Raw genomic sequence first — 21,644 nt, forward strand, 5'->3', positions numbered from 1 at the left:
GTTTCACGTCATGCGCTCGACCCACTGCGCGCGTGAGGAACCCGGCGCGAATGGGTCGCCGAAATATTGGGTCTCGCGGGACACCCGTCCGTCGCGGAATTCCATGATGCTCACGGTGTAGGACGGCCGCCCGTCGTAAGTCAGGACGTATTCCGTGACCCAGAGGTCGCCGCTGCCGCTGATCCGTCGGACCTCGAAATGTTTCCGATCGGGCTGCGCCGCACGAGACGACTGAATTCGATGCCGCCCATGGATACGCTCGCCGGATTGCGGATATTCCAGAACCGCGTCCTCGTGGTAGATCGCGTGCTCCGCCTCGAAATCGTTCGCATCGGATGCCTTCCAATGGCGATCCAATGCTTCCCGTATCCCGCGATCATCCATAGCGGGTCTCCTCGACCGTTGCCGTCGATCCGAGACTTCATATCACGCACCGGCCGGAATCGAGCTTTCGATGCGAGGCGGGCGAGCCGGCCTCCGCGCGACCCATGGGCGATCGGGACGGGTCGCGGCGCGATGACGCTCAGAGCTCCGGGATAGGCCACTGCAGCGCTGCATTCAGATGCGGCGGCATGACTGTCGAACGGCGATCAGGCCGCCTCGCGCCGCTCGCGCTTCTTGTCGGGCTTGGCCTCAGGCATGGCCTTGGCGGGGTTGAGATCCACCGCCGGCAGGGTTTCCATCACGCGGGCGGCCGGGAAGGTGACGATCACCTCGGTGCCCTCGCGCGGCTTCGACTTCAGCTGGAAGCCGCCGCCGTGCAGGTCGACCAGCCCCTTCACGATCGGCAGGCCGAGGCCCGAGCCCTGCTCGGCGGTCTTGATGGCCAGCGAGCCGCGGCCGAACGAGGTCAACACGGTGCCGATCTCGTCCTCCGGGATACCGGGCCCGGAATCCTTGACGCTGAGATACTGTCCGCCCGACGAGGTCCAACCGACCTTGACGGTGATCTCGCCGCCCTGAGGCGTGAACTTCACGGCGTTGGAGAGGACGTTCAGCACGATCTGGCGCAGCGCCCGCTCGTCGGCCCAGAGCCGGGGCATGGTGCCGTCGACATGGACATGGATGGTCTGGCTCTTCCCCCGCGCCCGCAGCGCCATCATGTGCTGCGCCTCCTCGACGGCCGAGGCCAGCGTCACGGCCTCCTCGTTGAGATCGTAGCGGCCGGCCTCGACGCGAGAGAGGTCGAGAATCTCGTTGATGAGGTTCAGCAGATGCATCCCGCTGTCGTGGATGTCGGTGGAATATTCCTGGTAGGCCGGCGCGGCGTGGACCCCGAAGATCTCGTTCTTCATCACCTCGGAGAAGCCGAGGATGGCGTTGAGCGGCGTGCGCAGCTCGTGGCTCATGGTGGCGAGGAAGCTCGACTTGGCGAGGTTCGCCTCCTCGGCCCGCCGCCGCGCCTCGTCCGAGTTCGCCTTGGCCTGTTCGAGTTCGGCGAAGATCGCATCCTTCTCCGCGCGCGATTGCAGCGCACCGACCGCGGAGGCATAGAGCCGCCGGCCGAGCCCGGCGAAGAAGACCTGGCTGCCCACCGCCATGACCACCAGCGGGATCGTGTGCGTGCCATGGGCATCGGCGAGCAGCGAGAGCGCGGCCAGGGTGAGCGGGACCAGCGCGCAGATCGCGGCGAGCGGCACGGTCGCGGCGAGCATCGTCACCACCGCCGCCACCACGACGAGTCCGAACAGCGCGAAGGTGCGCGCGTCCTCGACCGCGAGCGGGATCATCAGCGCCCATGTCGTGCTCTGCAGGATCTCGCCGAGCACGAAGACGCGGCGCCAGCGCTTGAGCGAGAGACTCGATGCCTCCCGTCGCAGGAAACGACGGCATGCCGCTGTGGTTACGGCCAGCGCTCCCAGAACGCACGCACAGCCGAGCGCTGCGTTGACGGGATCGATCCAGATGGTCGAGGCGGCCGCCAGCGTCAGTGCGAACAGTACCAGCGGGATCGCGGCGTCGGCGCGATACTGCGCGTAGAGCCGCATCAGCTCGAAATCGAACGCCCGTTCCAACCCGCTGGTCGAGGTCAGCCGTTCGCGCGCCGAGCGCAGGTCGCGCGACATGCTGCGGCGCCGGGCGACCTCCTCGGAGGACGGACCGCGGCCGCGCTGAACCATCTCCGCGGTCAGGTCGGGCATGCGATGATCGGGTACGCCGGTCGGGTCCGCTGGTGCGGCACCCGGAATGGGGAGCCCGAGTTTGCGCGGGATGTATTAAAAAGCGGCTGCCGGGATCGGCGGCATTTTCGTGAGTTGAGTCAGCCGCACCTCCGACCCTACGCTGCGATGGCGTGGCACGGGTCGGTTCTCTGTGACCATCGCCGGTTGGATCTCTTGAATCCGCTGCCGTCGTAGTGAGGGCAGGACCGGCGCTTCCGCTTGCGCCGATGAAAATCCGCTTCCACGAACAATTCCAATTCCATGTGCGGCGGCGCACATCGGCCTGTCGCCCACCGGCCCATGTCCTCGGAAGATTTTGAACGCGGAGATCGCGATGCTCAAGCTCACCGTCAACGGCGTCGTGCATGAGGTCGATGCCGATCCCGAGATGCCGCTGCTCTGGGTGATCCGCGACCGCCTCGACATGACCGGCACCAAGTATGGCTGCGGCATCGCCCAATGCGGCGCCTGCACCGTGCATATGGACGGCCAGCCGGTGCGCTCCTGTCAGACCAAGCTCGGCGATGTCGGCGAGGGCAAGATCACCACCATCGAGGGCATCGACGGCCGGGTCGCCGAGGCGGTGCAGGGAGCGTGGCGCAGCCTCGACGTCGTGCAGTGCGGATACTGCCAGTCGGGGCAGATCATGTCGGCGATCGGCCTGCTCTCCGACAATCCTAAGCCGACGGACGCCGACATCGACGGCGCCATGGAGGGCAACATCTGCCGCTGCGGCACCTACCAGCGCATCCGCGCCGCCATCCACGAGGCCGCCCGCACCCTCGGCTGATCCTTTCGCTGTTCGTCCCAAGTCCTTTTGCCGAAGCGGAGCCCGTCATGCTCAAGACTGCCCGGCCTCACACCACGCCGTCCCGCCGCGCCTTCCTGGGCGGCGCCGCTGCCGGCGCCATCCTGATCGGCTTCCGGCTCGATCTGCGCAGCCCCGCCCGCGCCGCAGGCGGTCCCGACCTCTCGAAGGTCGCGGCCCAGCCCAACGCATTCGTGCGCATCGCCGCCGACGACACCGTCACGGTGATGATCAAGCATCTCGACATGGGGCAGGGGAACACCACCGGCCTCGCCACCATCCTCGCCGACGAGCTCGACGCGGACTGGGCGCAGGTGCGCACGAGCTTCGCGCCGGCCGATGCCGCGCTCTACAACAATCTGCTGATGGGGCCGGTGCAGGGCACCGGCGGCTCGACTGCCATCGCCAATTCCTGGTTCCAGCTGCGCAAGGCGGGCGCTGCCGCCCGCGAGATGCTGGTGGCCGCGGCCGCCTTCCAGTGGAAGGTCCCGGTCGCCGAGATCACGGTGTCGAAGGGCGTGGTGCGCCACGCCGCCTCGAACCGCGAGGCCCGGTTCGGCCAACTCGCCGAATCCGCCGCCAGCCTGCCCGTGCCGCAGGAGCCCAAGCTGAAGGACCCGTCGGCCTGGACGCTGATCGGCAAGCAGGCCCACCGCGTGGACTCGACGGCCAAGACCGACGGCAGCGCGATCTACTCCCTCGACATCCGCCGCCCCGGCCAGGTGACGGCGGTCGTCGCCCATCCGCCCAGGTTCGGTGGTACGGTGAAGCGCGTCGACGACACGGCGGCCAGGGCGATGCCGGGCGTCGTTGCAATCGTCAAAATTCCGTCTGGCGTCGCGGTGGTCGCCCGCGACACCTGGACGGCAATGAAGGGCCGCGAAGCCCTCAAGGTCGAGTGGGACGATTCGGCCGCCGAGAGCCGGTCGTCCGAAAAGATCCTGGCCGAGTATCGTGAGATCGCCACGCGCCCTGGCCTCGTCGCCTCGCAGGCTGGCGACCCGGACAAGGCGATCGCGGCGTCGGCCAAGGTGCTGGAGGGCGAGTTCAGCTTTCCCTACCTCGCGCATGCCGCGATGGAGCCTCTCAACTGCACCATCGAGCGGGCAGCGGACGGATCGTTCGACGTCTATGCCGGCTGCCAGCTCCAGACCGTCGAGCAGGCCGTGGTGGCGGCCACTCTCGGCGTGACGCCGAACAAGGTCCGGCTGCACACGCAATGGGCCGGCGGCTCGTTCGGCCGGCGCGCGACGCCGGGCGCCGATTATTTCGCGGAGGCCGCCAGCATCGTCGCCGCCTGGGACGGCAAGGCGCCGGTCCACCTCGTTTGGACCCGCGAGGACGACATGGCCGGCGGCTATTACCGGCCGACGGTGTTTCACAAGGTCCGGGCCGGCCTCGACGACAAGGGTGCGATCACCGGCTGGCGGCACGTCATCGTCGGCAAGTCGATCATGATCGGCTCGCCCTTCGAGGCGATGATCGTCAAGAACGGCATCGACGCCACCACCGTCGAGGGCGCCTCGGACACGCCCTACCAGATCCCGGCCTACCGCTTCGACGTGCATAACGGCCGGGAGGGCGTGCCGGTGTTGTGGTGGCGCTCCGTGGGCCACACCCACACGGCGCATGTGATGGAGGTGTTCATCGACGAACTGGCGCATTCTGCCGGCGTCGATCCGGTCGCGTACCGCCTCAGCCTGCTTGGCCGGGCGCCGCGGCTTTCAGCCGTGCTCACCCTGGCCGCCAAGGAAGCCGGCTGGGACCGGAAGCCGACGGAGAAGGGGAGGGGCTACGGCGTCGCCGTCCACGAATCCTTCGGATCCTACGTCGCCATGGTGGCGGACGTGACGGCCGGCGACTCGTCCGTGAAGGTCAACCGCATCGTCGCCGCCGTCGATGTCGGCGTGGCCGTGAACCCGGACGTGATCCGCGCTCAAGTCGAGGGCGCAGTCGGTTTCGCCTTGTCCTCGGTGCTGCGCAACCGCATCACGCTGAAGGACGGCGTCGTGCAGGAAAAGAACTTCGACAGCTACCAGCCGACCCGGATGACGGAAATGCCCCGCGTCGAGGTCCACATCGTGCCCTCGACCGTCGCGCCTACCGGAATCGGCGAGCCCGGCGTCCCGGTGATCGCCCCGGCGATCTCGAACGCGATCTTTTCCGCGACGGGCCAGCGGCTGCGCTCGCTACCGCTCGATCTGGCTGGCTTGAAGGGGGTCTGATCCTGCTCGGTCGACGATCCGGATGACGGATGGAGATTGTCGGAACGCCTGCCTGTGAGCTGGGCAAGGTATCAGCGAAGCCGCCTGTGACGACTGCATATCAGCGGCATGGCGCTCGTACGGCTTCGCGCCGGCCCCGGTGGCGCTGACGCTCCACCTATCCGGGTTCGAACGACCGTCGAACCCGAACTTTCCAGCCTCAGCGCATACGCTTGCCGGACTTCTTCCGCTGGGGCACGGCGCGCTTGCTCGGGCGGGCGTTGCCTTCGGACGCGGCCTCCTTGTCGAGGCCATCGCCGGGGCTGTTCATTTGGGCGTAGCGGATCGTCCCGCTCCCGCCTGACGTGTCGGCGGCCTGACAGGCCAGCACGCTTCCGCCGGTGAGAATGCCGGCCAGAGCGGCCATCTGCGCGTATTTCATCATCACGATTCGCCTTTCTCGGTCATGAGACCGATGGTCCGCCGATCACGCGGTCGTGAAAACGGCAGAGGGGCCCGCAGGGCGAGGCGTTCGTCCGGAGAGATCACGACGGGATTTGCTCCACCTAGACCCTGCGATTGCGGTCAAACCGGCAACGCAGCCGTCAGTTCCGAGGGGGAGGTCCGCATGCCGCGTCTCCGGCGGGTCGATCCGAGGTTCGGTACGGAACCTGCGCGGGCGGAGCGAGGATCAGGCGATCTTCAGTTCGTTCGGCCCGGCCGACAGATCCATCGGCTTGAGCACGCCGTCCTCCAGACGATATGCGCGGTCGACGTAGGCCAGCACCCGATCGCTATGCGTGACGAAGATCTTGCCGCCGGGCAACCGGCACAGGCTCTCGAGCAGATCCTTCTCGGTAGCCGCGTCGAGATTGGCCGTGATCTCGTCGAACAACATCAATCGCGGCTGGCGGCAGATCGCACGGGCGGCGAGCACTCTCCGGCGCTGGCCGGTGGAGAGGAGCGAGTTGTTGTTCGCGACGATCGTGGCGATGCCTTGGGGCAGCGCCTCCATCTCCGCGTCGAGACCCACGATCGAGAGCGCCTGCCGGATGCGCTCGACCGGCATGTCCGGATCGAACAGGCTGACGTTCTCGGCGATGGTCGCCGTGAAGAGGCCGTCCTCCGCGAAGACGACGCCGATGTTGGAGCGGTACTCCATCGTGCCGAACCGTCCCAACGATTGCCCGTCGACGAGGACCGAACCGCTCGTCGGCTGCGCCACGCTGGCGATGACCTTCAGGAGCGACGACTTGCCCGAGCCCGATTCGCCGACGATCGCAATGTGTTCGCCGCCCTCGATATCGATCCGCAGGTTCGCCGCCCGGACCACCGGCCGCTCCTCGCGGCCGAACGAGATCGCGATGTCCGTCAGTTCCACGTCCCGGCGGATCGCCTTGCGGATCACCGCCGACTTCGCCGGTGCCTCCGGCTCGTTCTGGATCACGTCCTCGAGACGGCGGACATGCGATCGGATGACGGTCAGGTGCATCAGGTTGGTCGTCAGGGTGTCGACCATCGTGAAGAAGCTGCCGCGCAAGGCGAAGAACGCGTAGAGCATGCCGATCGTCATCTGGTTGAGCAGCACCGAGACGACGCCCGCGTAGAGTGTGCCCACCGTGCCGAGGGTGACGATCATGTGAACGGCGAGCTGGGTGTCGATCTGGAGTCGCCGCGAGATGAAGTCGCGGCCGGCATAGCGCGACAGCTTCTCGAACCAGCGCTGCTCGATCCGGCTGGCGACGTTGTGCGCCTTGATGATCTGGATCCGGTCGAGGCCGTCGAGGAGCGTCGAGACCTCCTCGGTCTTCGCGGTCAGGGCCTCCGTCGTCGCCTCGCGCGTCCGCTGCAGGAACAGCGTGCGCATGCCGATCGCCAGCGCCAGGGTGGCCAGCACCATCAGGGTCATGTTGACCGAGTAGTAGAGCATCAAGGCGACCGAGATTACCGACACCCCGGTGTCGGCGAGCGACCGGACCATGCCGTCGGCGGCGAAGGCCTTGACCTGATCGACCGAGCTCAGCCGGGTGACGAAGTCGCCTGGATGACGGGCCTCGAAATAGCGCAGCGGCAGTCGCAGGCCGTGGCCGACGACCGAGCGGGAGAACTGCAGCTGCATGCCGATCGAGGCGCGCAGGATGAGCATGTCCCGCAGCCAGTTTCCCACGGCTTCGAAGAGCAGCATCGCCGCGAGACCGATGGCGATGATCGCGAGCAGGTCGAGATCGGCCTGCGGCAGAACGAAATCGAGGGAGACCTGCAGCAGGATCGGCGAGGCGAGGGCGAGCAGGCCGACGGCGATCGAGACCGACAGGATCTTCCAGAACGTCGCCCGGAAACCGCCGGTCGACTTGACGATGGCCCAGAGCGACAGTCCGTCCTTGGAGACGATCTTCTCGAGCGACACGCGCGGCTGGAACTCAAGCGCGACGCCCGAGAAATGCTTCGCGAAGTCCGCACGGCTGAACGCCCGGCGGCCGACCGCCGGATCGTGGATGTAGTAGGTTCCGCGCGAGATCCGGTCGAGCACGACGTAGTGCCGTCCCTCCCAGTGAAGGATCGCCGGCAGCTTCAGGCCGACGAGATCGTCGATGTTCTCGACGCCGAGGGCGCGGGCATCGAATCCGAACACGCCGGCGAGCCCGTAGAGCTCGGCGACCGTCATGCCACCTTTGAAGATCTGGTGGACCGAGCGCATGTAGGGAAGGTCGATGTTGTGGCCGTAGGCATTGGCGATCATCGCCATGCAGGCGAGGCCGCATTCCTGCTGCTCGCTCTGCAGCAGGGTCCGGACCCGCGGCTTGTTCGAGACGAACGGCATGCTCATGTCCGGCCCCTCATCGCGAAGATCGGATCGAGCACCCAGTCGATCAGGCGGCGTCGTTCGACGACGATGTCGGCGCTCAGCGTCGAGCCGATCAGCACCGGCCGCTCCGCCCCGTAGGCCATGATGGTCCGGTCCTCTGGTTCGACCTCGATCAGGAACTTCGACTCCTTCGGCGGTCGCGGCCCGGCCTTGGCGAGCGCCAGATCGGCCATCGCGGAGCTGTCGTCGTCCTTCGGCAGGCTCAGGGGCTGCCGGCCGATGGCGATGATCCGGCCGTGTTTGATGCCGAAGGTCTTGTAGGGGAACGCATCGTATTTCAGCACGACCCGCTGGCCGAGCGCGAGCAGGCCCATGGTCTTCGAGGGCGCCTGCAGGCCGATCGTGAACGTGGCGTCCGGATCGCCGATGGCGGCGATGGTGTCGCCGAGCTTCACGTCCGAGCCTTCGCGCACGTTGAGCGCCGCGATCCGGCCGGCGGTGCCGGAGATTACGTCCGTGGCGATCGCGGATTTCGCGCGCTCGATCCGGGAATCGAGATCGGCCAGCCCGCGCGTGAGCTGAGCCCGCTCGTTGGCGTTGGCCGACTTGCTCTGCTGCACGGTCCGGCGGCGTTCGATCTGGGTCGAGGCGAGCTGCGATCCCTGCAGGCGGATATCGAGAAGCTGTCGCGTGTAGTCCTGCTTGATGCGCTCCTGCGCGATGACGACGTCGCGCGTCACGTCTCCGAGCTTGAGGTAGGCCTGGAGTTTCCGGACCAGGCTGTCCTGGGCGGTCAACGCCATCGTCAGTTCGGCTTCCTGCTTGCGCAGGTTCTCGTTGATCTTGACGACGTTGCCCTCCAGCGCACCGAGATCGGCGGCGTCGTTCGACATCAGGGCTTCGAGGTCGGCGATCTGCTTGCCGATGTTCTGGCGCTGCTCGGTCAGCGACTGCAGTTCGGCCTCCGAGAGCGGCTTGGCGCCGGCGGAGCTCTGCTGAGGCACGATGGTCAGCAGCCGCTGGCCGACTTTGACCTCGTCCCCCTGCGCGACCCAGACCTTCGTCACGGTGCCGTCGACGGTGGCGGCGAGCCGCTGGCTGCCCTTCGAGCCGAGCACGATGCCGCGCATCGTCTCCTGCTTGGAGAACGTCCCGACCCACATCGACACCATCAGAAATGCCGCGAGGGTCACGAAGAACAGGACCAGGAGATTCGAGGCGGTATCGCGCCGGAATTCGATCGAGGACGACAGCTCGTGAAGCCCGGTCACCTCGAACCGGCTCATCATGCCGGCCGGCTTGGGCTGCCTGCGTCCGAGGAAACGCCCGACGAGGTCAGAGACCGACATGGGCTTCGACCTTTCCGGCGTCGGGCGAAGCATCCGGCGTTCTGCGCCGGACGCGTTCGGGATAGAACTCGGGAAGGCGCGTCCACATGTGCCATTGCGGCGGCGCGATCTTCACGAAGACCTCGATCTGACGCGCGATCGCCCGCGCGAGCTCCTGCCGGGCCTCCGGCGAAGTGGCCGACACCTCGAACGGCTGTCCGAAGACGATCTCGTCCCGCGATTGCAGCGATCGGACGGTCATCGGCACGACGACGGCCTTGAGCATGCGCGCCATTGCGTCGAGTCCGAGGGCGATCGCGGCCGGTTCTCCGAACAGGGTGGTGTCGGCCGGAATGCCGTAGGTTTCGGGCAGGTCGAGAAGCGACACCACGACGCCTCCCTTGCGGGCGAAGCGCATCGCATCGACGAAATCCGCCTCGTTGCGCGTATTGAGGATCCGGAATTCGCTGGCCACGTCGCGCAGGCGATCCATCGCCGCGTTGTTCTCGGCCAGATCGTCCCGCGCCCGGAGGACGAGCAATCGACGCCCCGCAAAGTACTTCCAGACGACGTGGGTGATCCCGGACGGGAAGACGCCCATGTGGATCGGAGCGAGGATCACGGTATCGCCGCTCGCCGCGATGCGTTCGATGAGCGCCGGATCGTTCACGCGCGTCCTGGCGGAGTCGCCGATCAGCTGCCGCCGGCTCCTATGGATGTTGGCGTGCCATTCCATGATCAGCAAAGTGTCGTGGTAATCGTGCTCGACCGCGATGCGCTGCGCCGCCTTCCGGCCGACCTTGAGGTAATGCTCGACCACGGGTTGAAGCCCGAACCCGACCTCGGAGCGGAACGGCAGCGTCCCCCGCCACAGCAGGCGCAGGGCACGCCGCCGCGCCGCGAGGGGCAACCGCCCGAGAAGCTTGATGATCTGCAGCACAGCCGTCATGCGCCGACCATGGCCTCGGTTGTCGACCTCTTTGCGCAAGAGATTCCGGTGACGAGGGCATGAGTTCCGGAGATCTCATGCGAGCGATTGAAGGACGGCCAGTTCTTGCAAACATGATCGTCGACGCACCCGGCCGAGCGGCGGTGCCGGGCCGATGCCGTAGCCGAGAGAATGCGAGGATCGCGGTATCGGTGGCCGTGCGATCATCGAAAAATAACTTTAAGATAAACTGAACGCGGTTCCGTCCTTTGCTGCGGTCCGCGTTCTGACGAAGCGCGTCCGGCTGCAGGCGTTCAATCCGACGACAACTCCGCCGACACGAAGTCCATGACGTCGCGCAACGTCGAGACGATGTCGTCGACCTCGCTCCGGCTGATCGTGAACGGCGGCGACACCAGGATCCGGTCGGCGCTCGCCCGGACGATGACGCCGCGCATGATGCAGAAGTTGCGGATAACCATCCCGATGTCGCCGGGCCGCGAGAAGCGCCGGCGCGTCGCCTTGTCGAGCACGAGCTGGACGGCGCCGAGCAGTCCGACGGAGACCGCTTCGCCGACCATGACGTGGTCGGAGAGGCCGCGCCAAGCCTGCGCGAAATAGGGGCCGATATCGTCCCGCACGCGTTCGACGAGCCGCTCCTCCTCGAGGATACGCAGGTTGGCGAGCGCGGCTGCGGCGGCGACCGGGTGACCCGAATACGTGAAACCGTGGTGGAACGGACCGGCCTGGTTGACGAGGACGTCGGCAACGCGGTCGGAGACCATCACGCCCGCGATCGGCAGATAGCCCGACGACAGGCCCTTCGCGATCGCGCAGAAATCCGGCTCCAGCCCGTAATGCTGATAGCCGAACCAGGATCCGAGCCGGCCGAAGCCGGTGATGACCTCGTCGACGGCCAGCAGGATGTCGTATTTCCGGCAGATGCGCTGGATCTCGGGCCAGTAGGTCTCGGGCGGAACGATCACGCCGCCGACCCCCTGGATCGGTTCGGCGACGAAGGCTGCGACGCGCTCGGGGCCGAGTTCCAGGATCTTGTCTTCCAGTTCGCGCGCTCTCGCCAGGCCGAACTCGGCCGGGGCGAGATCGCCGCCCTCGCCGTACCAATAGGGCTGGCCGATATGGACGATGCCCGGGATCGGCAGATTGCCCTGCTCGTGCATGTGCTTCATGCCGCCGAGGCTCGCACCGGCCACCGTCGAGCCGTGATAGGCGTTCTGCCGGGCGATCACGACCGACTTTTCGGATTTGCCGAGCGTCGCCCAGTAGACACGTGCCATCCGGAGCCAAGTATCGTTGGCCTCGGACCCAGAATTGGTGAAGAAGACCCGGTTGATCGCTGGTCCGGCATACGAGCAGATCTTTTCCGCCAAGCGCGCCGTGGCCGTCGTCGTCGTCGCGAAATAGGTGTTGTAGTAGGGAAGCGCGTTCATCTGCGCGAAGACGGCGTCCGCGATCTCGCGGCGGCCGTAACCGACATTCACGCACCAGAGCCCGGCGAAGGCATCGAGATACCGTTTGCCGTCGCTGTCGTAGACGTAGCACCCTTCGCCGCGCGTCATCACGCGTACGCCCCCATCCACGAGCTCCTTCATGTCCGCGAAGGGATGGAGGTGATGGGCGAGATCGGCGGCGGCCACGTCGGTGGCCGGCATCGGCGTGATGTCCAGCATGCGATCACCTCTGGTTCGCGGGTCGATCGGGACGCGGCGAAGGCTGCGCCGGATCGGAATCGTCCGGCTCAGCACTCCCGTCCTGCATGCGGGCCGGATCGGACCGTGGTCGATCTCGCCCGCATGGTCTCAGTGACGTTCGACTACGGTCGAGTCGAGATCAGCTGCACTTGCCGCCCTTCGAGGGGGTCGGAGCCGGGGTCGGAGCCGGGGCGCTGCCGCCCTTGTCGCGGCCGCACGGGCCGCCGCCGCCGGCGAGGGTCTTCATCTTGTCGAGCTTGATCTCGGTCATGTCTGATCTCCGTCGTTCCCGGCTCTGTTGTCTGGCCGGCAACGCATCAATCTAACATGCCGCGTTCTATTACAACAAAATGAGATAATTAATACTAACACCGATGATTACCTAGGCAGTCGGATCGATTTTTCAATCGTATTTCGGCTCTTCGTCCAAAAAGGAAAATGCATCCTAGAAATTGTATTGTGGGACTATTGAGCCTTGTGGTTTCGCCGGATCGCACGAGGGCCGGGTCCACCGAACCTCGAGAGGGAAGGGACCGTCCCTTCGACCGACCGGTATCCACTTGGTCGCAAAGTGCTCTAACCGCGGAGTCGATTCATCACGGCGGCGAGCGCATAGGTCGCCCTGTCGCGGGCGAATTCGAGATTGATCTTGGCGATGCGGGCCTCCGCCAACTCGGCGACGGTGTTGAGGACGTCCACGACGGTCATCGAGCCGACCTGCAGCTCCATCTGGCGGCCCTGCACCGCGCGGGTGATCTTGCGCACGCGCTGCTCGGCCTGGCCGACCTGGACGATGGTAGACCGGCGCTGGATGAAGGCGGCGGTCGCTTGGGCGACCAGAACGAGTTCGAGATCCTGAGACTCGTAGCGCTTCTGGCGCGCGATCGCGTGCTCGCGGGCGAGGTTGCCGAATTCGCCGGGCTGGTAGATCGGAATCAGGGCCTGCAGCATCGTCGAGGTTTCGACAACCTTGTAGGGCGTGAGGGAGGCCGGTCCGCGATCGCCGTGCGTGACCGCCAGATTGAGCTGCGGCAGGAACTGGGCATAGGCCGCCTTCGCCAGGGAGCCCGCCGCCTCCGCGTCGAAGCGCGCGGCGATGAGCTTCGGGTTGGCGCCGAGCAGGACGGCGCGAAGCTCTTCGAGAGAATTCGGCAGCAGGCCGTTGGGGACGAGCGGCAGTGCGGTCGGGTTCGCGGTGGGGCCTGCGAGACGGGCCAGCTCGGTCTCGGAGGCGGCGAGATCGGCCTTCGCCTGTTCGAGGTTGGTCGTGGCGGCGAGCACGCGCGACTCGGCCAGCGCCGCTTCGGCGTTGGTGGCGTCGTGGACCTCGCGCCGCAGGGCGACGCTGCGGGCGACCTTCGAGACGTCGGCGATCGCGGCCTCGCGCAGTCGTACGACGGACCGATCGCGCAGGACGGCGAGGTAGGCACTCGCGGTGTCGAGCAGGATCTGCTGGATCTTCACATCCTGAAGGCCGCGGCCGGCGGCCACCGCGTTCCGGGCCGCCTGGAGCTCATGGTAGCGCCTGAACCCGTCGAACAGCGGCATGGTCAGCTGGAATCCCGACGTATTGGGCTGCCAACGCTGCAAGGTGTCGCTCGCCCCCGGTATGGTCGGATCGGACGTGAAGTCGGGCGAATACTTGATCCGGCTGTCGAGGCGGCGGCTGATCGCGAAGCCCATGGTCGGCAGGAAGGCCTCGTAGCCGCCCATGAGCCGCGCTTCGGCGGCGGCCTGCCGCTCGTCGTCCGCCCGCCGGTCGAAGCTCGATCGCAGGGCCCAGTTCATGGCCTCGCCGATGGACTCGGCGCGCGCCCCAGGGCCGCAGAGCGTGCCGGCGCCGACCAAGATGCCGAGCACGACCCGTGCGATCCGCTCGACGGCGCCGGCGCTCCCGGCGCCAGTCTTTGCGCCCGACGATGCAGTACCCATCCAGATTGTCCGGCCGGTTCGAACCGCGCGAAAATTCTCCCCAGCCATGCGCCGACGTGGTTAAGTTCGCGTGAAGCCTCGACTTTTACACCACAAGTGGCGTGCCTGGTTCGGTTCAACGATCGGCTGTCTTGAGGCCGGCTGCATGGCGGCGGACCGGCCTTCATGTGTCGGCGGCAGGGGCGTCTCGCGCCCGGCTTGCGCTCCCGGGTGTCGAGCGCACACCGGTCGTCGGCCGATGGTCAGAGTTGCACGTGCGCGGTCTGCGGGTCTCCACGGGCGGCCGCTTCTGCGGCATCGGCGTCCCCCGAGAAGACCAGCATCAGGGTGAGTTCGGCGCTGAGCGCCGGCCGCGCCGCCTCGGCCCCGGCCTCCGTCACCTCCACCGTGGCCGCGAGCCGCAAGGCAGCCTTGTTCTCCGGCAGCGCGCCGACGCCGTTGAGGATGAAGACCCCGCGGATCCGTGCGCCCGCGCGCACGGGCGCGAGGAACCGCACCTTGTCCGCGCCGAGATTCAGCACGGCCCGCACGCACGGATGAACGGGCAGAACCTCGCCTAAGGCTCCCCCGAGCATCGCGAGGGTAAGGTAGCCATGCGCCACCGTCCCGCCATACGGCGTCTCGGCCGCCGCGCGGACCGGGTCGACATGGACGAACTGGTGATCGCCGGTCGCCGCCGCGAACCGATCGATCCGTTCCTGGTCGACCATCGCCCAGTCGGAAGCGCCGATCTGCGAACCGACGCGCAGCCGCAGGGCCGCCAGGAATGCCGTCTGTCCTATGGACATCGGACCGGTCCCGTCGGGAGCACCTGCGGTCGCGATCGATTCATGAGCCGCCGTCATCGCTGATCCTCAGATCTGATTGTCCGTCGCGGACGGTGCCCTGAGAGACGGCCGAACCCTCTCGCGGCTTTTCCGGCGCGACCTCGCGTCTCCGTCGCCGGGCAGCGAGCCAGAGCCCGCGGCTCAGCTCACGTGCCGCAGGATCAGACTGGCATTGAGCCCGCCGAACGCGAAGGAGTTCGACATGGCGGCCCGGATCGGCATCGCTCGCGACCGGAGCGGGATCGCGTCGATGTCGAGCTCGGGATCCTGCTCGGTGAGGTTGGCCGTCGGTGGGGCGACCGAATGCGTCATCGCGAGGACCGTGGCCACCGCCTCGAGCGCACCCGCGGCGCCGAGCGCGTGGCCGGTCGTGCCCTTGGTCGACGAGACCGGCGGGATCGCCCCCGGCCCGTAAACCTCCCGCAGGGCCTTGACCTCCGTCATGTCGTTGGCGCGCGTCCCGGTCCCGTGTGCGTTGACGTAGTCGATGTCCCGCGAGGACAGGCCGGCATCCGCGAGAGCCGCCCGCATCGCCCTGGCCATGCCGTCCACGGTCGGCGCCACGATGTCCCCGGCGTCGGCGCCGCAGCCGAAGCCCGCCACCGCGATCTTCGGGTGGCGTCCGCGCGCCCGCGCATGATCCTCGCGCTCCAGCACGAGGATGCCCGCCCCCTCGCCGACGACGAGCCCGTCGCGGTCGCGCGAGAACGGGCGGCAGCCCGTGCGGCTCATGATCTTCATCCCGTTCCAGGCCATCAGGGTGCCCCGCGAAAGCGGTGCCTCCGTCCCCCCGGTGATCGCCACGTCGACGATGCCGCTGCGGACGAGCTGCGCCGCCACGCCGATGGCGTGGGTCGCCGAAGCGCAGGCGCTGGCGATGACGAAACAGGGTCCCTGCGCGCCGCAGGCGATCGAGACCCAGCTCGCCGAGGAGCTGCCCATCGCCCGCACCACCGAGAAGGGGTGAGGCCGCTTGTTCTCTACGAAGAGCCGCTCGTATTGCGTGTCGAGGCTCGTCAGGCCGCCGCCGCCGTTGCCGAGGATCACGGCGATCCGCTCGGGCGCCACCGAGCCCTGTGTCAGGCCGGCATCCGCGAGTGCCTGCATGGCCGCCGAGACCGCCAGCACGGCGTTGCGATCGCAGGCGGCCGGCACCGGGATCGGGAGGCCCGAGAAATCCGCCGCTTCGTCGATCTCCGCGGCGATCACGCCCGAGTCCGGCAGCGCACGGGCCGGCGTGAAGCTCGACCGGCCTGCGGCCAGGTTCGCCCAGAACGTGTCGAGATCGAGCCCGCTCGGGGATGTGACGCCGAGACCGGAGACGACGACGGTGCTCATGCCTTCCGGGCCTTGGCGGCCAGAGCGGATCGGATCAGGTCGACCACGTCGCCGAACGTCGTCTCGTCGGCGGACTTGGCGTTCGCGTTGAACGTGATCTCGACGCCGAACTGATCCTCGATCTCGAAAATCACCTCGACCAGATCGAGCGAGTCGATCTGCGCCTCGGCCATGGTCGTCGCGGTGGTCCAGTCCGCGTCCTGGGTCTTGAGGTACTTGCGGACGATCTGGAAAAGTCCGGCTTCGATCGTGTCGCCGGTCGTCAACGGCGGCTGGGCTGGAGCGACATCTGCAACGGAAGGAATCATGGCGCGTCTCCGATTGAACCGACGCATTGATTGCCATCGTTCGAATTCTTTGATCAAGTTTTATAACGTGCGTTAACTCTGTAAAAGATCTCATAGTAAATTTGTCGAAGGCGCGCTTTATTTCCGGTATTTTGCGCCGAAGCCTATTCGTTAAGATTGGCGAGGTCGCTTTTGCAACTGGATCCGCCCAAAATCATGTGCAGGTTGTGCAGTCCTGCTTGCGGCCGTGCGGCAAGATATAGCCTTCGGTGCAACCGTGCGGCCGACGTTCCGTCCGTTGACTGAACGAATACGCGCCGCGATCCGACGTCGCTGTATGATGCGGCTGACCTATGCCCTGCCCTTCAGCTATGAGGTGCGCGAAGCGACCCTGATCTGCGTCGTCAACCGTTCCGGCGGGATCGTCGACGCCTACGCGCCTCTGTAAATCCTCCTGACGGCGTTGCTCCTCTGTCGCGGCGTCTCAGCGGGCGGTTCGCAAGATGCCTCCGTGTCGAGATCGACCGGCTCGGTCGCTTCCGGTGTTCCCGACGGGCGCGCGGCTGTGTGCCGGCTTCCCGGCATCGTCGGAATCCTTGTGGAGGCCGGCGAATGGCGCCTACAACGAAGCCTCGCTCGGTTCCCCGCAGCGACAGCATCCGGACCGCATGGCCGACACCGTTCTCCCCGCCGAGACGCAGGCGCTTGTCGCCTCCCTGCTGCCGCGTGCCCGCGACGCCGTCCGCGAGGCGGCCGCACTCGCGACGCCGCATTTTCGCATGGGCGGCCAGACCAGCGCGAACGTCTGGTCGAAGGCCGGCGGCTCGCCGGTCACCGAAGCCGACGTCGCGGTCGATACCTTTCTCAAGGTCCGCCTGAGCGAGATCGAGCCGCGCGCTGCCTGGCTCTCCGAGGAAACCACCGACGATCCCGCCCGGCTCGACAGCGACCTCGTCTGGATCGTCGACCCGATCGACGGCACCCGCGCCTTCCTGTCGGGGCATCCCGACTGGTCGATCGCGGTGGCATTGCTCGCGCATGGCGAGCCGGTGATCGGATTCGTCTTCGGTCCGGTGCTCGGCGCACTCTACGAGGCCAGCGCCGGTGGCGGCGCAAGCCTGAACGGCACGCCGATCCGCGTCTCCGGCGTCACGGCGCTCGACGGCATCCGGGTCACCGGGCCGAAGCCGCTTCAGGATCGGCTGGAGCGCGGTGCGGCACGTCACGGTGCGCCCCCGGCCCTGACGCGGGTCGACCGCATCCCGTCCCTGGCCCTGCGCGTGGCGCGCGTCGCCGAAGGCGCGATCGATCTCGGACTGATCTCGAAGGATTCGCGGGACTGGGATCTCGCCGCGGCTGACCTGATCCTGCGCGAAGCCGGCGGGATGATCTGCGACCTGGACGGCGAGGCTGCCCGCTACAACCGGCCCGAGCCGCGGCATGGGGAACTGATCTCAGCTCCCAGGAGCCTGTGCGAGCCGGCCCTCGCGGCCCTCAGGGCCGCGGGTTAGGCATCGCCCGAAAAGTGACCGTGGGCATTCGGGAAAGCCGATGCCTCGCGAAAACGCTGCGCATCGTGCCGGATCGATGACCCGGGACCATGCGCCAAGGCTTCACGCCCTGTGCGCGTTCGTCTCGCTGAGGCGGACGGCCGCGGGGGTGACGCCGAGGCGTTCGGCGAGGTGCCAGCGCAATTCGCGCGGCGAGTGGTATCGGTAGGAGCGGTCGATCAGGTGGGTGATGTCGGCCGGGGAGGCGTTGTCGAAAGCGCCGCGGCTCAGCCGCTCGACCCGGAACGTCGTCGCGTCGGTTACGGGCGAACGGCCGGAACGGCGGGGTGTGTACTCGAACTGCATTGTGTCTGTCTTGGCTTTCTCAGGGTCGTGTTTCTCGAACTTTATCGAGATCGACCTCGTTTCTGGTTGTTTGTAATGACGTCGTGATGAACGGCAGCCTGCCGCACGGTCGTCTGGCTCGGCGGCAATGGCCGAGGCACCGTGGTGGCCGTCGATCCGATGGCCGTATGGGCCGTATCGGTATCCACTTCGGAGGTCGGACGCTTGCCGCGTCCGGGTCCGATGCCGGCTGAAAAAGCCGGCACCGGAAAAGGCGTCAGGCCGCCTGGAGGTTGCCGGCGGCGTCCTTGCCGCTGCGCTTGTCGGTGATCACCTCGTAGGAGACCTTCTGGCCTTCCGCGAGGCTGCGGAACCCTGCCCGCTCCACGGCCGAGATGTGCACGAAGACGTCGTTGCCACCATCGTCAGGCTGGATGAAGCCGTAGCCCTTGGTCTCGTTGAACCACTTAACAGTACCGGTACTCACGTAATCGTTCCTTGTCGTATGTCTGACGAACCACGGGCGAGCGCCTGCTCGGCGCGAGCGACGAGGTTCGTGTCCGTCGGTATGTCGGATGAGCGGGTGTCGAGGCGACTTGAGAGCTGCGCGCTCGAATCCGTTAAGACCCGCTGCATGTCACATAGACGATCGAAGCGGCCACAACAAGGCGGCGCGGGCGCTTTCTGAGCCGCGAAACCCGTTGGCGGCGAGGGCAGCGCGCGCGTCCAGCCCTGTCGTTTTGGCGAGCGCCGGTCCATATACGGTTCGGCTCCAAGCAGTTAGGCATTCCATGGCGGGCATCTCGGTTTCCCTCGAAGGCGCGAACATCCAATTGTCTTTTCAGAAAGACGAGCAGTCGACCGCCGTCGTGATGGATGCCCGGGCCGCCCGTGCCCTCGTGCGCGCCGTGGGCCAGTTGCTGACCGCGATCGACGACGGCGACGAGCCCGAAATGCTCGAGGAGCTGAACGAGGACGACATTGCGATGCTCGACGTGACCTCCTCGGCGATCGAGGTCGGTACCGACGAGCAGGGTCAGCCCGTGGTCGCGCTGCAAGCCGGCGCCCTGCCGCCGTTCCAACTCCGGCTCACCGACGAGGAGGCCCGGCACGTGGCGACCAGCCTCGCCGAGATCCTGGCCGCGCCGCGCGACGTGCGCACCTCTCACGGCGGCCACTGATCTCCCAGGAAAACGCTTCGCACTGGGCTTCGGCGCGAAGCGGATCCAAATGACGATGGCGAGGTCGCAGTACAGATCCGTCAGATTCGAATACCCGGGTCGGTCGGGCCACCGGGCAGGTAATCCGGCTCCGAGCCCGGTTCCTTCGGTTCGCCGACATCGGGATCGTTCATCGGGTACGGCGTGCGCGGACCGGTGGGTCCGACATCCGGCAACTCGTCCGGCTCGACAGGCGGCGGAAGATCTCCGGGGATGTTGCCGCCGGGAAACGGTTCGGGGGTCGGCATGCCGGGATTGGCCATGGCACGTCTCCTGGATCGATTGTGGGGATGCATGGCAATCTCGCCGCGATGCTCCGGTTCCACATGGATCTCGTTGCCAATTGCCGCGGGAACATGGCTCGCGGCGCATGGTTGGCCCGGCAACATCCAGCATTGATGGAGTATTGCCGGTGCCAGATATCAAACAATCCAAAATCCTCATCGTCGCGACCGACGGATTCGAGGAGAGTGAGCTGACCGTCCCACAGGCAAAGCTGTCCGAGGCGGGCGCCACCGTCCATGTCGCCGCGCCTACGTCGCGCCAGTTGAAGGACGCCATCCGCGGTTGGGACAAGACCGACTGGGGCAAGAGCGTGGCGGTCGACCAGGATCTCGAGGGCGTGAATCCGGACGACTACGACGCCCTTGTGCTTCCCGGCGGCCAGATCAATCCGGATAAGCTGCGCCTCGAGCCGAAGGCCTTAGAGATCATCAAGAGCTTTCTGACGTCGGGCAAGGTCGTCGCCGCGATCTGCCATGCGCCGTGGCTGCTGATCGAGACCGGCGCGGTGAAGGGTCGCAAGCTCACCTCGTTCGGGTCGATCAGGACCGATGTGACCAATGCCGGCGGCCACTGGGTCGACGAGCCGGTCGTGACCGACGGCGGCATCATCACCAGCCGCAAGCCGGACGATCTCGACGCGTTTTGCGCCAAGATCATCGAGGAGGTGAAGGAAGGCCGGCACGAGCCGCGCAGCCTCGCCGCCTAATCGATCAGCTCGATCTGACATCCGGCGCCGTCCGTCCTCCCGGGACGGGCGGCGCTCTTCGTTGCTGGTCTTGCACGAATGGATTGCCCCCGGACCCGCGGGCGGACACAATCTCCGGTCAGGATCGATTGCGTGACCGAGAACAGCCCCTTCCTCTCCTCCCACCAGCAGGCTCTGGCGCTCGCGACGCTGAACGAGCGTTCGCGCGAGATCTTTCGGCAGATCGTCGAGAGCTACCTAACCACGGGGGAGCCGCTCGGTTCGCGCAATCTCGCGCGGATCCTGCCGATGGCACTCTCACCCGCCTCGATCCGCAACGTGATGTCGGATCTGGAGCATTCCGGGCTGATCTTCGCCCCCCATACCTCCGCCGGCCGGCTGCCCACCGAGCAGGGCCTGCGCTTCTTCGTCGATGCGATGATGGAACTCGGTGATGTCGGCCAGGAGGAAAAGACCCGCATCGAGGCTCAGATGCGCGCCGCCGCCTCCCGGCACACCTTTGACAGCGCGCTCGCCGAGGCTTCCAGTCTCCTCTCGGGCATCTCGCGCGGCGCTGGCGTCGTCCTGACGACCAAGGCCAACGTGCAACTCAAGCACATCGAGTTCGTGCGCCTCGATCCGGCCCGCGCTCTGGTGGTGTTGGTCTCGGTCGATGGCAGCGTCGAGAATCGTCTCGTCGACCTGCCTCCGGGGCTGCCGGCCGGCGCGCTGCAGGAGGCCTCGAACTATCTCAACGCCCGCCTGCAAGGCCGAACCCTCGACACGTTGCGTCTCGACATCGAGGCCGGGCGGCAGGCGATGAAGCGCGAGATCGACGCGCTCACCGAACGGCTGGTCGATGCCGGTCTCGCCACCTCGGTGGGGCCGTCCGAGGCGCGCCAGCTGATCGTGCGCGGGCAGGCGAACCTGCTCGACGACCTGCGCGCGGTGGAGGATCTCGAGCGCATCCGCCTGCTGTTCAACGACCTGGAGACCCAGAAGGACGTGATCGAGCTGCTCTCGCGCGCCGAGGGCGGCGACGGCGTGCGGATCTTCATCGGCTCGGAGAACAAGCTGTTTTCGCTCTCCGGCTCCTCGCTGATCGCCGCGCCGTTCCGCGATGGCGACCAGAAGATTGTCGGGGTCGTCGGCGTGATCGGGCCGACGCGGCTGAACTACGCGCGGATCGTGCCGATGGTGGATTATACCGCGCGCGTGGTTTCGGGTTTGCTCGAACGCCAGCGCTGAGCCCACGAAAAAGGGCGGAGCCGAAGCCCCGCCCTCTCG

Annotated in this window: 21 protein-coding genes; 6 read left to right on the forward strand and 15 right to left on the reverse strand. The window is 66.8% G+C overall.

Annotated features, from left to right (window positions below):
• Positions 1-3 precede the first annotated feature (3 nt).
• A complete protein-coding gene (locus MHA02_RS06670; RefSeq protein WP_147077811.1) occupies positions 4-384 on the reverse strand; it encodes a nuclear transport factor 2 family protein in 381 nt (126 codons plus the stop codon).
• A gap of 206 nt (positions 385-590) precedes the next feature.
• Positions 591-2,141 carry a sensor histidine kinase gene (locus MHA02_RS06675; protein ID WP_147077813.1) on the reverse strand — a complete coding sequence of 517 codons (1,551 nt, stop codon included), beginning with the start codon at positions 2,139-2,141 and terminating at the stop codon, positions 591-593.
• A 355-nt stretch (positions 2,142-2,496) separates the two neighbouring features.
• Between MHA02_RS06675 and MHA02_RS06680 the strand changes: the two genes are divergently transcribed.
• Together MHA02_RS06680 and MHA02_RS06685 are read left to right on the forward strand one after the other, a co-directional pair.
• Complete coding sequence (locus MHA02_RS06680; RefSeq protein WP_147077815.1) at positions 2,497-2,952, forward strand: (2Fe-2S)-binding protein; 456 nt, start codon at positions 2,497-2,499, stop codon at positions 2,950-2,952.
• 47 nt (positions 2,953-2,999) lie between these two features.
• Positions 3,000-5,195, forward strand: coding sequence for a xanthine dehydrogenase family protein molybdopterin-binding subunit (locus MHA02_RS06685; RefSeq protein WP_147077817.1), 2,196 nt, complete (start codon positions 3,000-3,002; stop codon positions 5,193-5,195).
• 199 nt (positions 5,196-5,394) lie between these two features.
• Here MHA02_RS06685 and MHA02_RS06690 read toward each other — a convergent pair whose 3' ends face one another.
• The 10 genes from MHA02_RS06690 to MHA02_RS06730 form a co-directional block, all read right to left on the reverse strand.
• Positions 5,395-5,619 (reverse strand): hypothetical protein, encoded by a 225-nt coding sequence (locus MHA02_RS06690; RefSeq protein WP_147077819.1) that lies wholly within the window; start codon positions 5,617-5,619, stop codon positions 5,395-5,397.
• Between the two features lie 246 nt (positions 5,620-5,865).
• Positions 5,866-8,001 carry a peptidase domain-containing ABC transporter gene (locus MHA02_RS06695; protein ID WP_147077821.1) on the reverse strand — a complete coding sequence of 712 codons (2,136 nt, stop codon included), beginning with the start codon at positions 7,999-8,001 and terminating at the stop codon, positions 5,866-5,868.
• The gene (locus MHA02_RS06700; RefSeq protein ID WP_170249070.1) at positions 7,998-9,329 is read right to left on the reverse strand and encodes an HlyD family secretion protein; all 1,332 of its coding nucleotides are present in this window, start codon (positions 9,327-9,329) and stop codon (positions 7,998-8,000) included. Before MHA02_RS06700 ends, MHA02_RS06695 begins: the two co-directional genes overlap by 4 nt.
• Positions 9,316-10,257, reverse strand: coding sequence for an LpxL/LpxP family acyltransferase (locus MHA02_RS06705; protein WP_147077824.1), 942 nt, complete (start codon positions 10,255-10,257; stop codon positions 9,316-9,318). Before MHA02_RS06705 ends, MHA02_RS06700 begins: the two co-directional genes overlap by 14 nt.
• A gap of 293 nt (positions 10,258-10,550) precedes the next feature.
• A complete protein-coding gene (locus MHA02_RS06710; protein ID WP_238180316.1) occupies positions 10,551-11,927 on the reverse strand; it encodes an aspartate aminotransferase family protein in 1,377 nt (458 codons plus the stop codon).
• A 160-nt stretch (positions 11,928-12,087) separates the two neighbouring features.
• On the reverse strand, positions 12,088-12,219 hold the full coding sequence (locus MHA02_RS22825) for a hypothetical protein (protein ID WP_280177967.1): 132 nt from the start codon (positions 12,217-12,219) through the stop codon (positions 12,088-12,090).
• Between the two features lie 305 nt (positions 12,220-12,524).
• Entirely contained in the window at positions 12,525-13,880 is a 1,356-nt protein-coding gene (locus tag MHA02_RS06715; protein ID WP_170249072.1) for a TolC family protein, read from the reverse strand.
• A gap of 242 nt (positions 13,881-14,122) precedes the next feature.
• Positions 14,123-14,668, reverse strand: a complete 546-nt coding sequence (locus MHA02_RS06720; protein WP_147077828.1) for a MaoC family dehydratase — start codon at positions 14,666-14,668, stop codon at positions 14,123-14,125.
• A 180-nt stretch (positions 14,669-14,848) separates the two neighbouring features.
• Entirely contained in the window at positions 14,849-16,045 is a 1,197-nt protein-coding gene (locus tag MHA02_RS06725) for a beta-ketoacyl-[acyl-carrier-protein] synthase family protein (protein ID WP_147077830.1), read from the reverse strand.
• Positions 16,042-16,353 carry an acyl carrier protein gene (locus tag MHA02_RS06730; protein WP_147077832.1) on the reverse strand — a complete coding sequence of 104 codons (312 nt, stop codon included), beginning with the start codon at positions 16,351-16,353 and terminating at the stop codon, positions 16,042-16,044. Before MHA02_RS06730 ends, MHA02_RS06725 begins: the two co-directional genes overlap by 4 nt.
• Positions 16,354-17,000: 647 nt before the next feature.
• Between MHA02_RS06730 and MHA02_RS06735 the strand changes: the two genes are divergently transcribed.
• Complete coding sequence (locus MHA02_RS06735; protein WP_147077834.1) at positions 17,001-17,843, forward strand: inositol monophosphatase family protein; 843 nt, start codon at positions 17,001-17,003, stop codon at positions 17,841-17,843.
• A gap of 102 nt (positions 17,844-17,945) precedes the next feature.
• Here the strand turns inward: MHA02_RS06735 and MHA02_RS06740 are convergent, their stop codons facing one another.
• Positions 17,946-18,188, reverse strand: coding sequence for an AsnC family transcriptional regulator (locus MHA02_RS06740; protein ID WP_147077836.1), 243 nt, complete (start codon positions 18,186-18,188; stop codon positions 17,946-17,948).
• Between the two features lie 256 nt (positions 18,189-18,444).
• Entirely contained in the window at positions 18,445-18,654 is a 210-nt protein-coding gene (locus MHA02_RS06745; protein WP_147077838.1) for a cold-shock protein, read from the reverse strand.
• A 304-nt stretch (positions 18,655-18,958) separates the two neighbouring features.
• Here MHA02_RS06745 and MHA02_RS06750 point away from each other — a divergent pair, with 304 nt between their 5' ends.
• Complete coding sequence (locus MHA02_RS06750) at positions 18,959-19,348, forward strand: hypothetical protein (RefSeq protein ID WP_147077840.1); 390 nt, start codon at positions 18,959-18,961, stop codon at positions 19,346-19,348.
• 80 nt (positions 19,349-19,428) lie between these two features.
• Here the strand turns inward: MHA02_RS06750 and MHA02_RS06755 are convergent, their stop codons facing one another.
• Complete coding sequence (locus MHA02_RS06755; protein WP_147077842.1) at positions 19,429-19,650, reverse strand: hypothetical protein; 222 nt, start codon at positions 19,648-19,650, stop codon at positions 19,429-19,431.
• Between the two features lie 149 nt (positions 19,651-19,799).
• On the opposite strand from MHA02_RS06755, the gene MHA02_RS06760 reads away from it, so the two are divergent.
• Both MHA02_RS06760 and hrcA read left to right on the forward strand, forming a co-directional pair.
• Positions 19,800-20,378 (forward strand): type 1 glutamine amidotransferase domain-containing protein, encoded by a 579-nt coding sequence (locus MHA02_RS06760; RefSeq protein ID WP_147077997.1) that lies wholly within the window; start codon positions 19,800-19,802, stop codon positions 20,376-20,378.
• Between the two features lie 132 nt (positions 20,379-20,510).
• Entirely contained in the window at positions 20,511-21,605 is a 1,095-nt protein-coding gene (hrcA, locus tag MHA02_RS06765) for a heat-inducible transcriptional repressor HrcA (RefSeq protein WP_147077844.1), read from the forward strand.
• The last annotated feature ends 39 nt before the right edge of the window (positions 21,606-21,644 follow it).

Source organism: Methylobacterium haplocladii (assembly GCF_007992175.1).
In the GTDB taxonomy this organism is placed as follows: domain Bacteria; phylum Pseudomonadota; class Alphaproteobacteria; order Rhizobiales; family Beijerinckiaceae; genus Methylobacterium; species Methylobacterium haplocladii.

Bases quoted from the DNA above. Each gene is read 5' to 3' on its own strand.
- MHA02_RS06670 (WP_147077811.1), bottom strand. From the start codon at position 384: ATGGATGATCGCGGGATACGGGAAGCATTGGATCGCCATTGGAAGGCA.
- MHA02_RS06675 (WP_147077813.1), bottom strand. From the start codon at position 2,141: ATGCCCGACCTGACCGCGGAGATGGTTCAGCGCGGCCGCGGTCCGTCC.
- MHA02_RS06680 (WP_147077815.1), top strand. From the start codon at position 2,497: ATGCTCAAGCTCACCGTCAACGGCGTCGTGCATGAGGTCGATGCCGAT.
- MHA02_RS06685 (WP_147077817.1), top strand. From the start codon at position 3,000: ATGCTCAAGACTGCCCGGCCTCACACCACGCCGTCCCGCCGCGCCTTC.
- MHA02_RS06690 (WP_147077819.1), bottom strand. From the start codon at position 5,619: ATGATGAAATACGCGCAGATGGCCGCTCTGGCCGGCATTCTCACCGGC.
- MHA02_RS06695 (WP_147077821.1), bottom strand. From the start codon at position 8,001: ATGAGCATGCCGTTCGTCTCGAACAAGCCGCGGGTCCGGACCCTGCTG.
- MHA02_RS06700 (WP_170249070.1), bottom strand. From the start codon at position 9,329: ATGTCGGTCTCTGACCTCGTCGGGCGTTTCCTCGGACGCAGGCAGCCC.
- MHA02_RS06705 (WP_147077824.1), bottom strand. From the start codon at position 10,257: ATGACGGCTGTGCTGCAGATCATCAAGCTTCTCGGGCGGTTGCCCCTC.
- MHA02_RS06710 (WP_238180316.1), bottom strand. From the start codon at position 11,927: ATGCTGGACATCACGCCGATGCCGGCCACCGACGTGGCCGCCGCCGAT.
- MHA02_RS22825 (WP_280177967.1), bottom strand. From the start codon at position 12,219: ATGACCGAGATCAAGCTCGACAAGATGAAGACCCTCGCCGGCGGCGGC.
- MHA02_RS06715 (WP_170249072.1), bottom strand. From the start codon at position 13,880: ATGGGTACTGCATCGTCGGGCGCAAAGACTGGCGCCGGGAGCGCCGGC.
- MHA02_RS06720 (WP_147077828.1), bottom strand. From the start codon at position 14,668: ATGTCCATAGGACAGACGGCATTCCTGGCGGCCCTGCGGCTGCGCGTC.
- MHA02_RS06725 (WP_147077830.1), bottom strand. From the start codon at position 16,045: ATGAGCACCGTCGTCGTCTCCGGTCTCGGCGTCACATCCCCGAGCGGG.
- MHA02_RS06730 (WP_147077832.1), bottom strand. From the start codon at position 16,353: ATGATTCCTTCCGTTGCAGATGTCGCTCCAGCCCAGCCGCCGTTGACG.
- MHA02_RS06735 (WP_147077834.1), top strand. From the start codon at position 17,001: ATGGCCGACACCGTTCTCCCCGCCGAGACGCAGGCGCTTGTCGCCTCC.
- MHA02_RS06740 (WP_147077836.1), bottom strand. From the start codon at position 18,188: ATGCAGTTCGAGTACACACCCCGCCGTTCCGGCCGTTCGCCCGTAACC.
- MHA02_RS06750 (WP_147077840.1), top strand. From the start codon at position 18,959: ATGGCGGGCATCTCGGTTTCCCTCGAAGGCGCGAACATCCAATTGTCT.
- MHA02_RS06755 (WP_147077842.1), bottom strand. From the start codon at position 19,650: ATGGCCAATCCCGGCATGCCGACCCCCGAACCGTTTCCCGGCGGCAAC.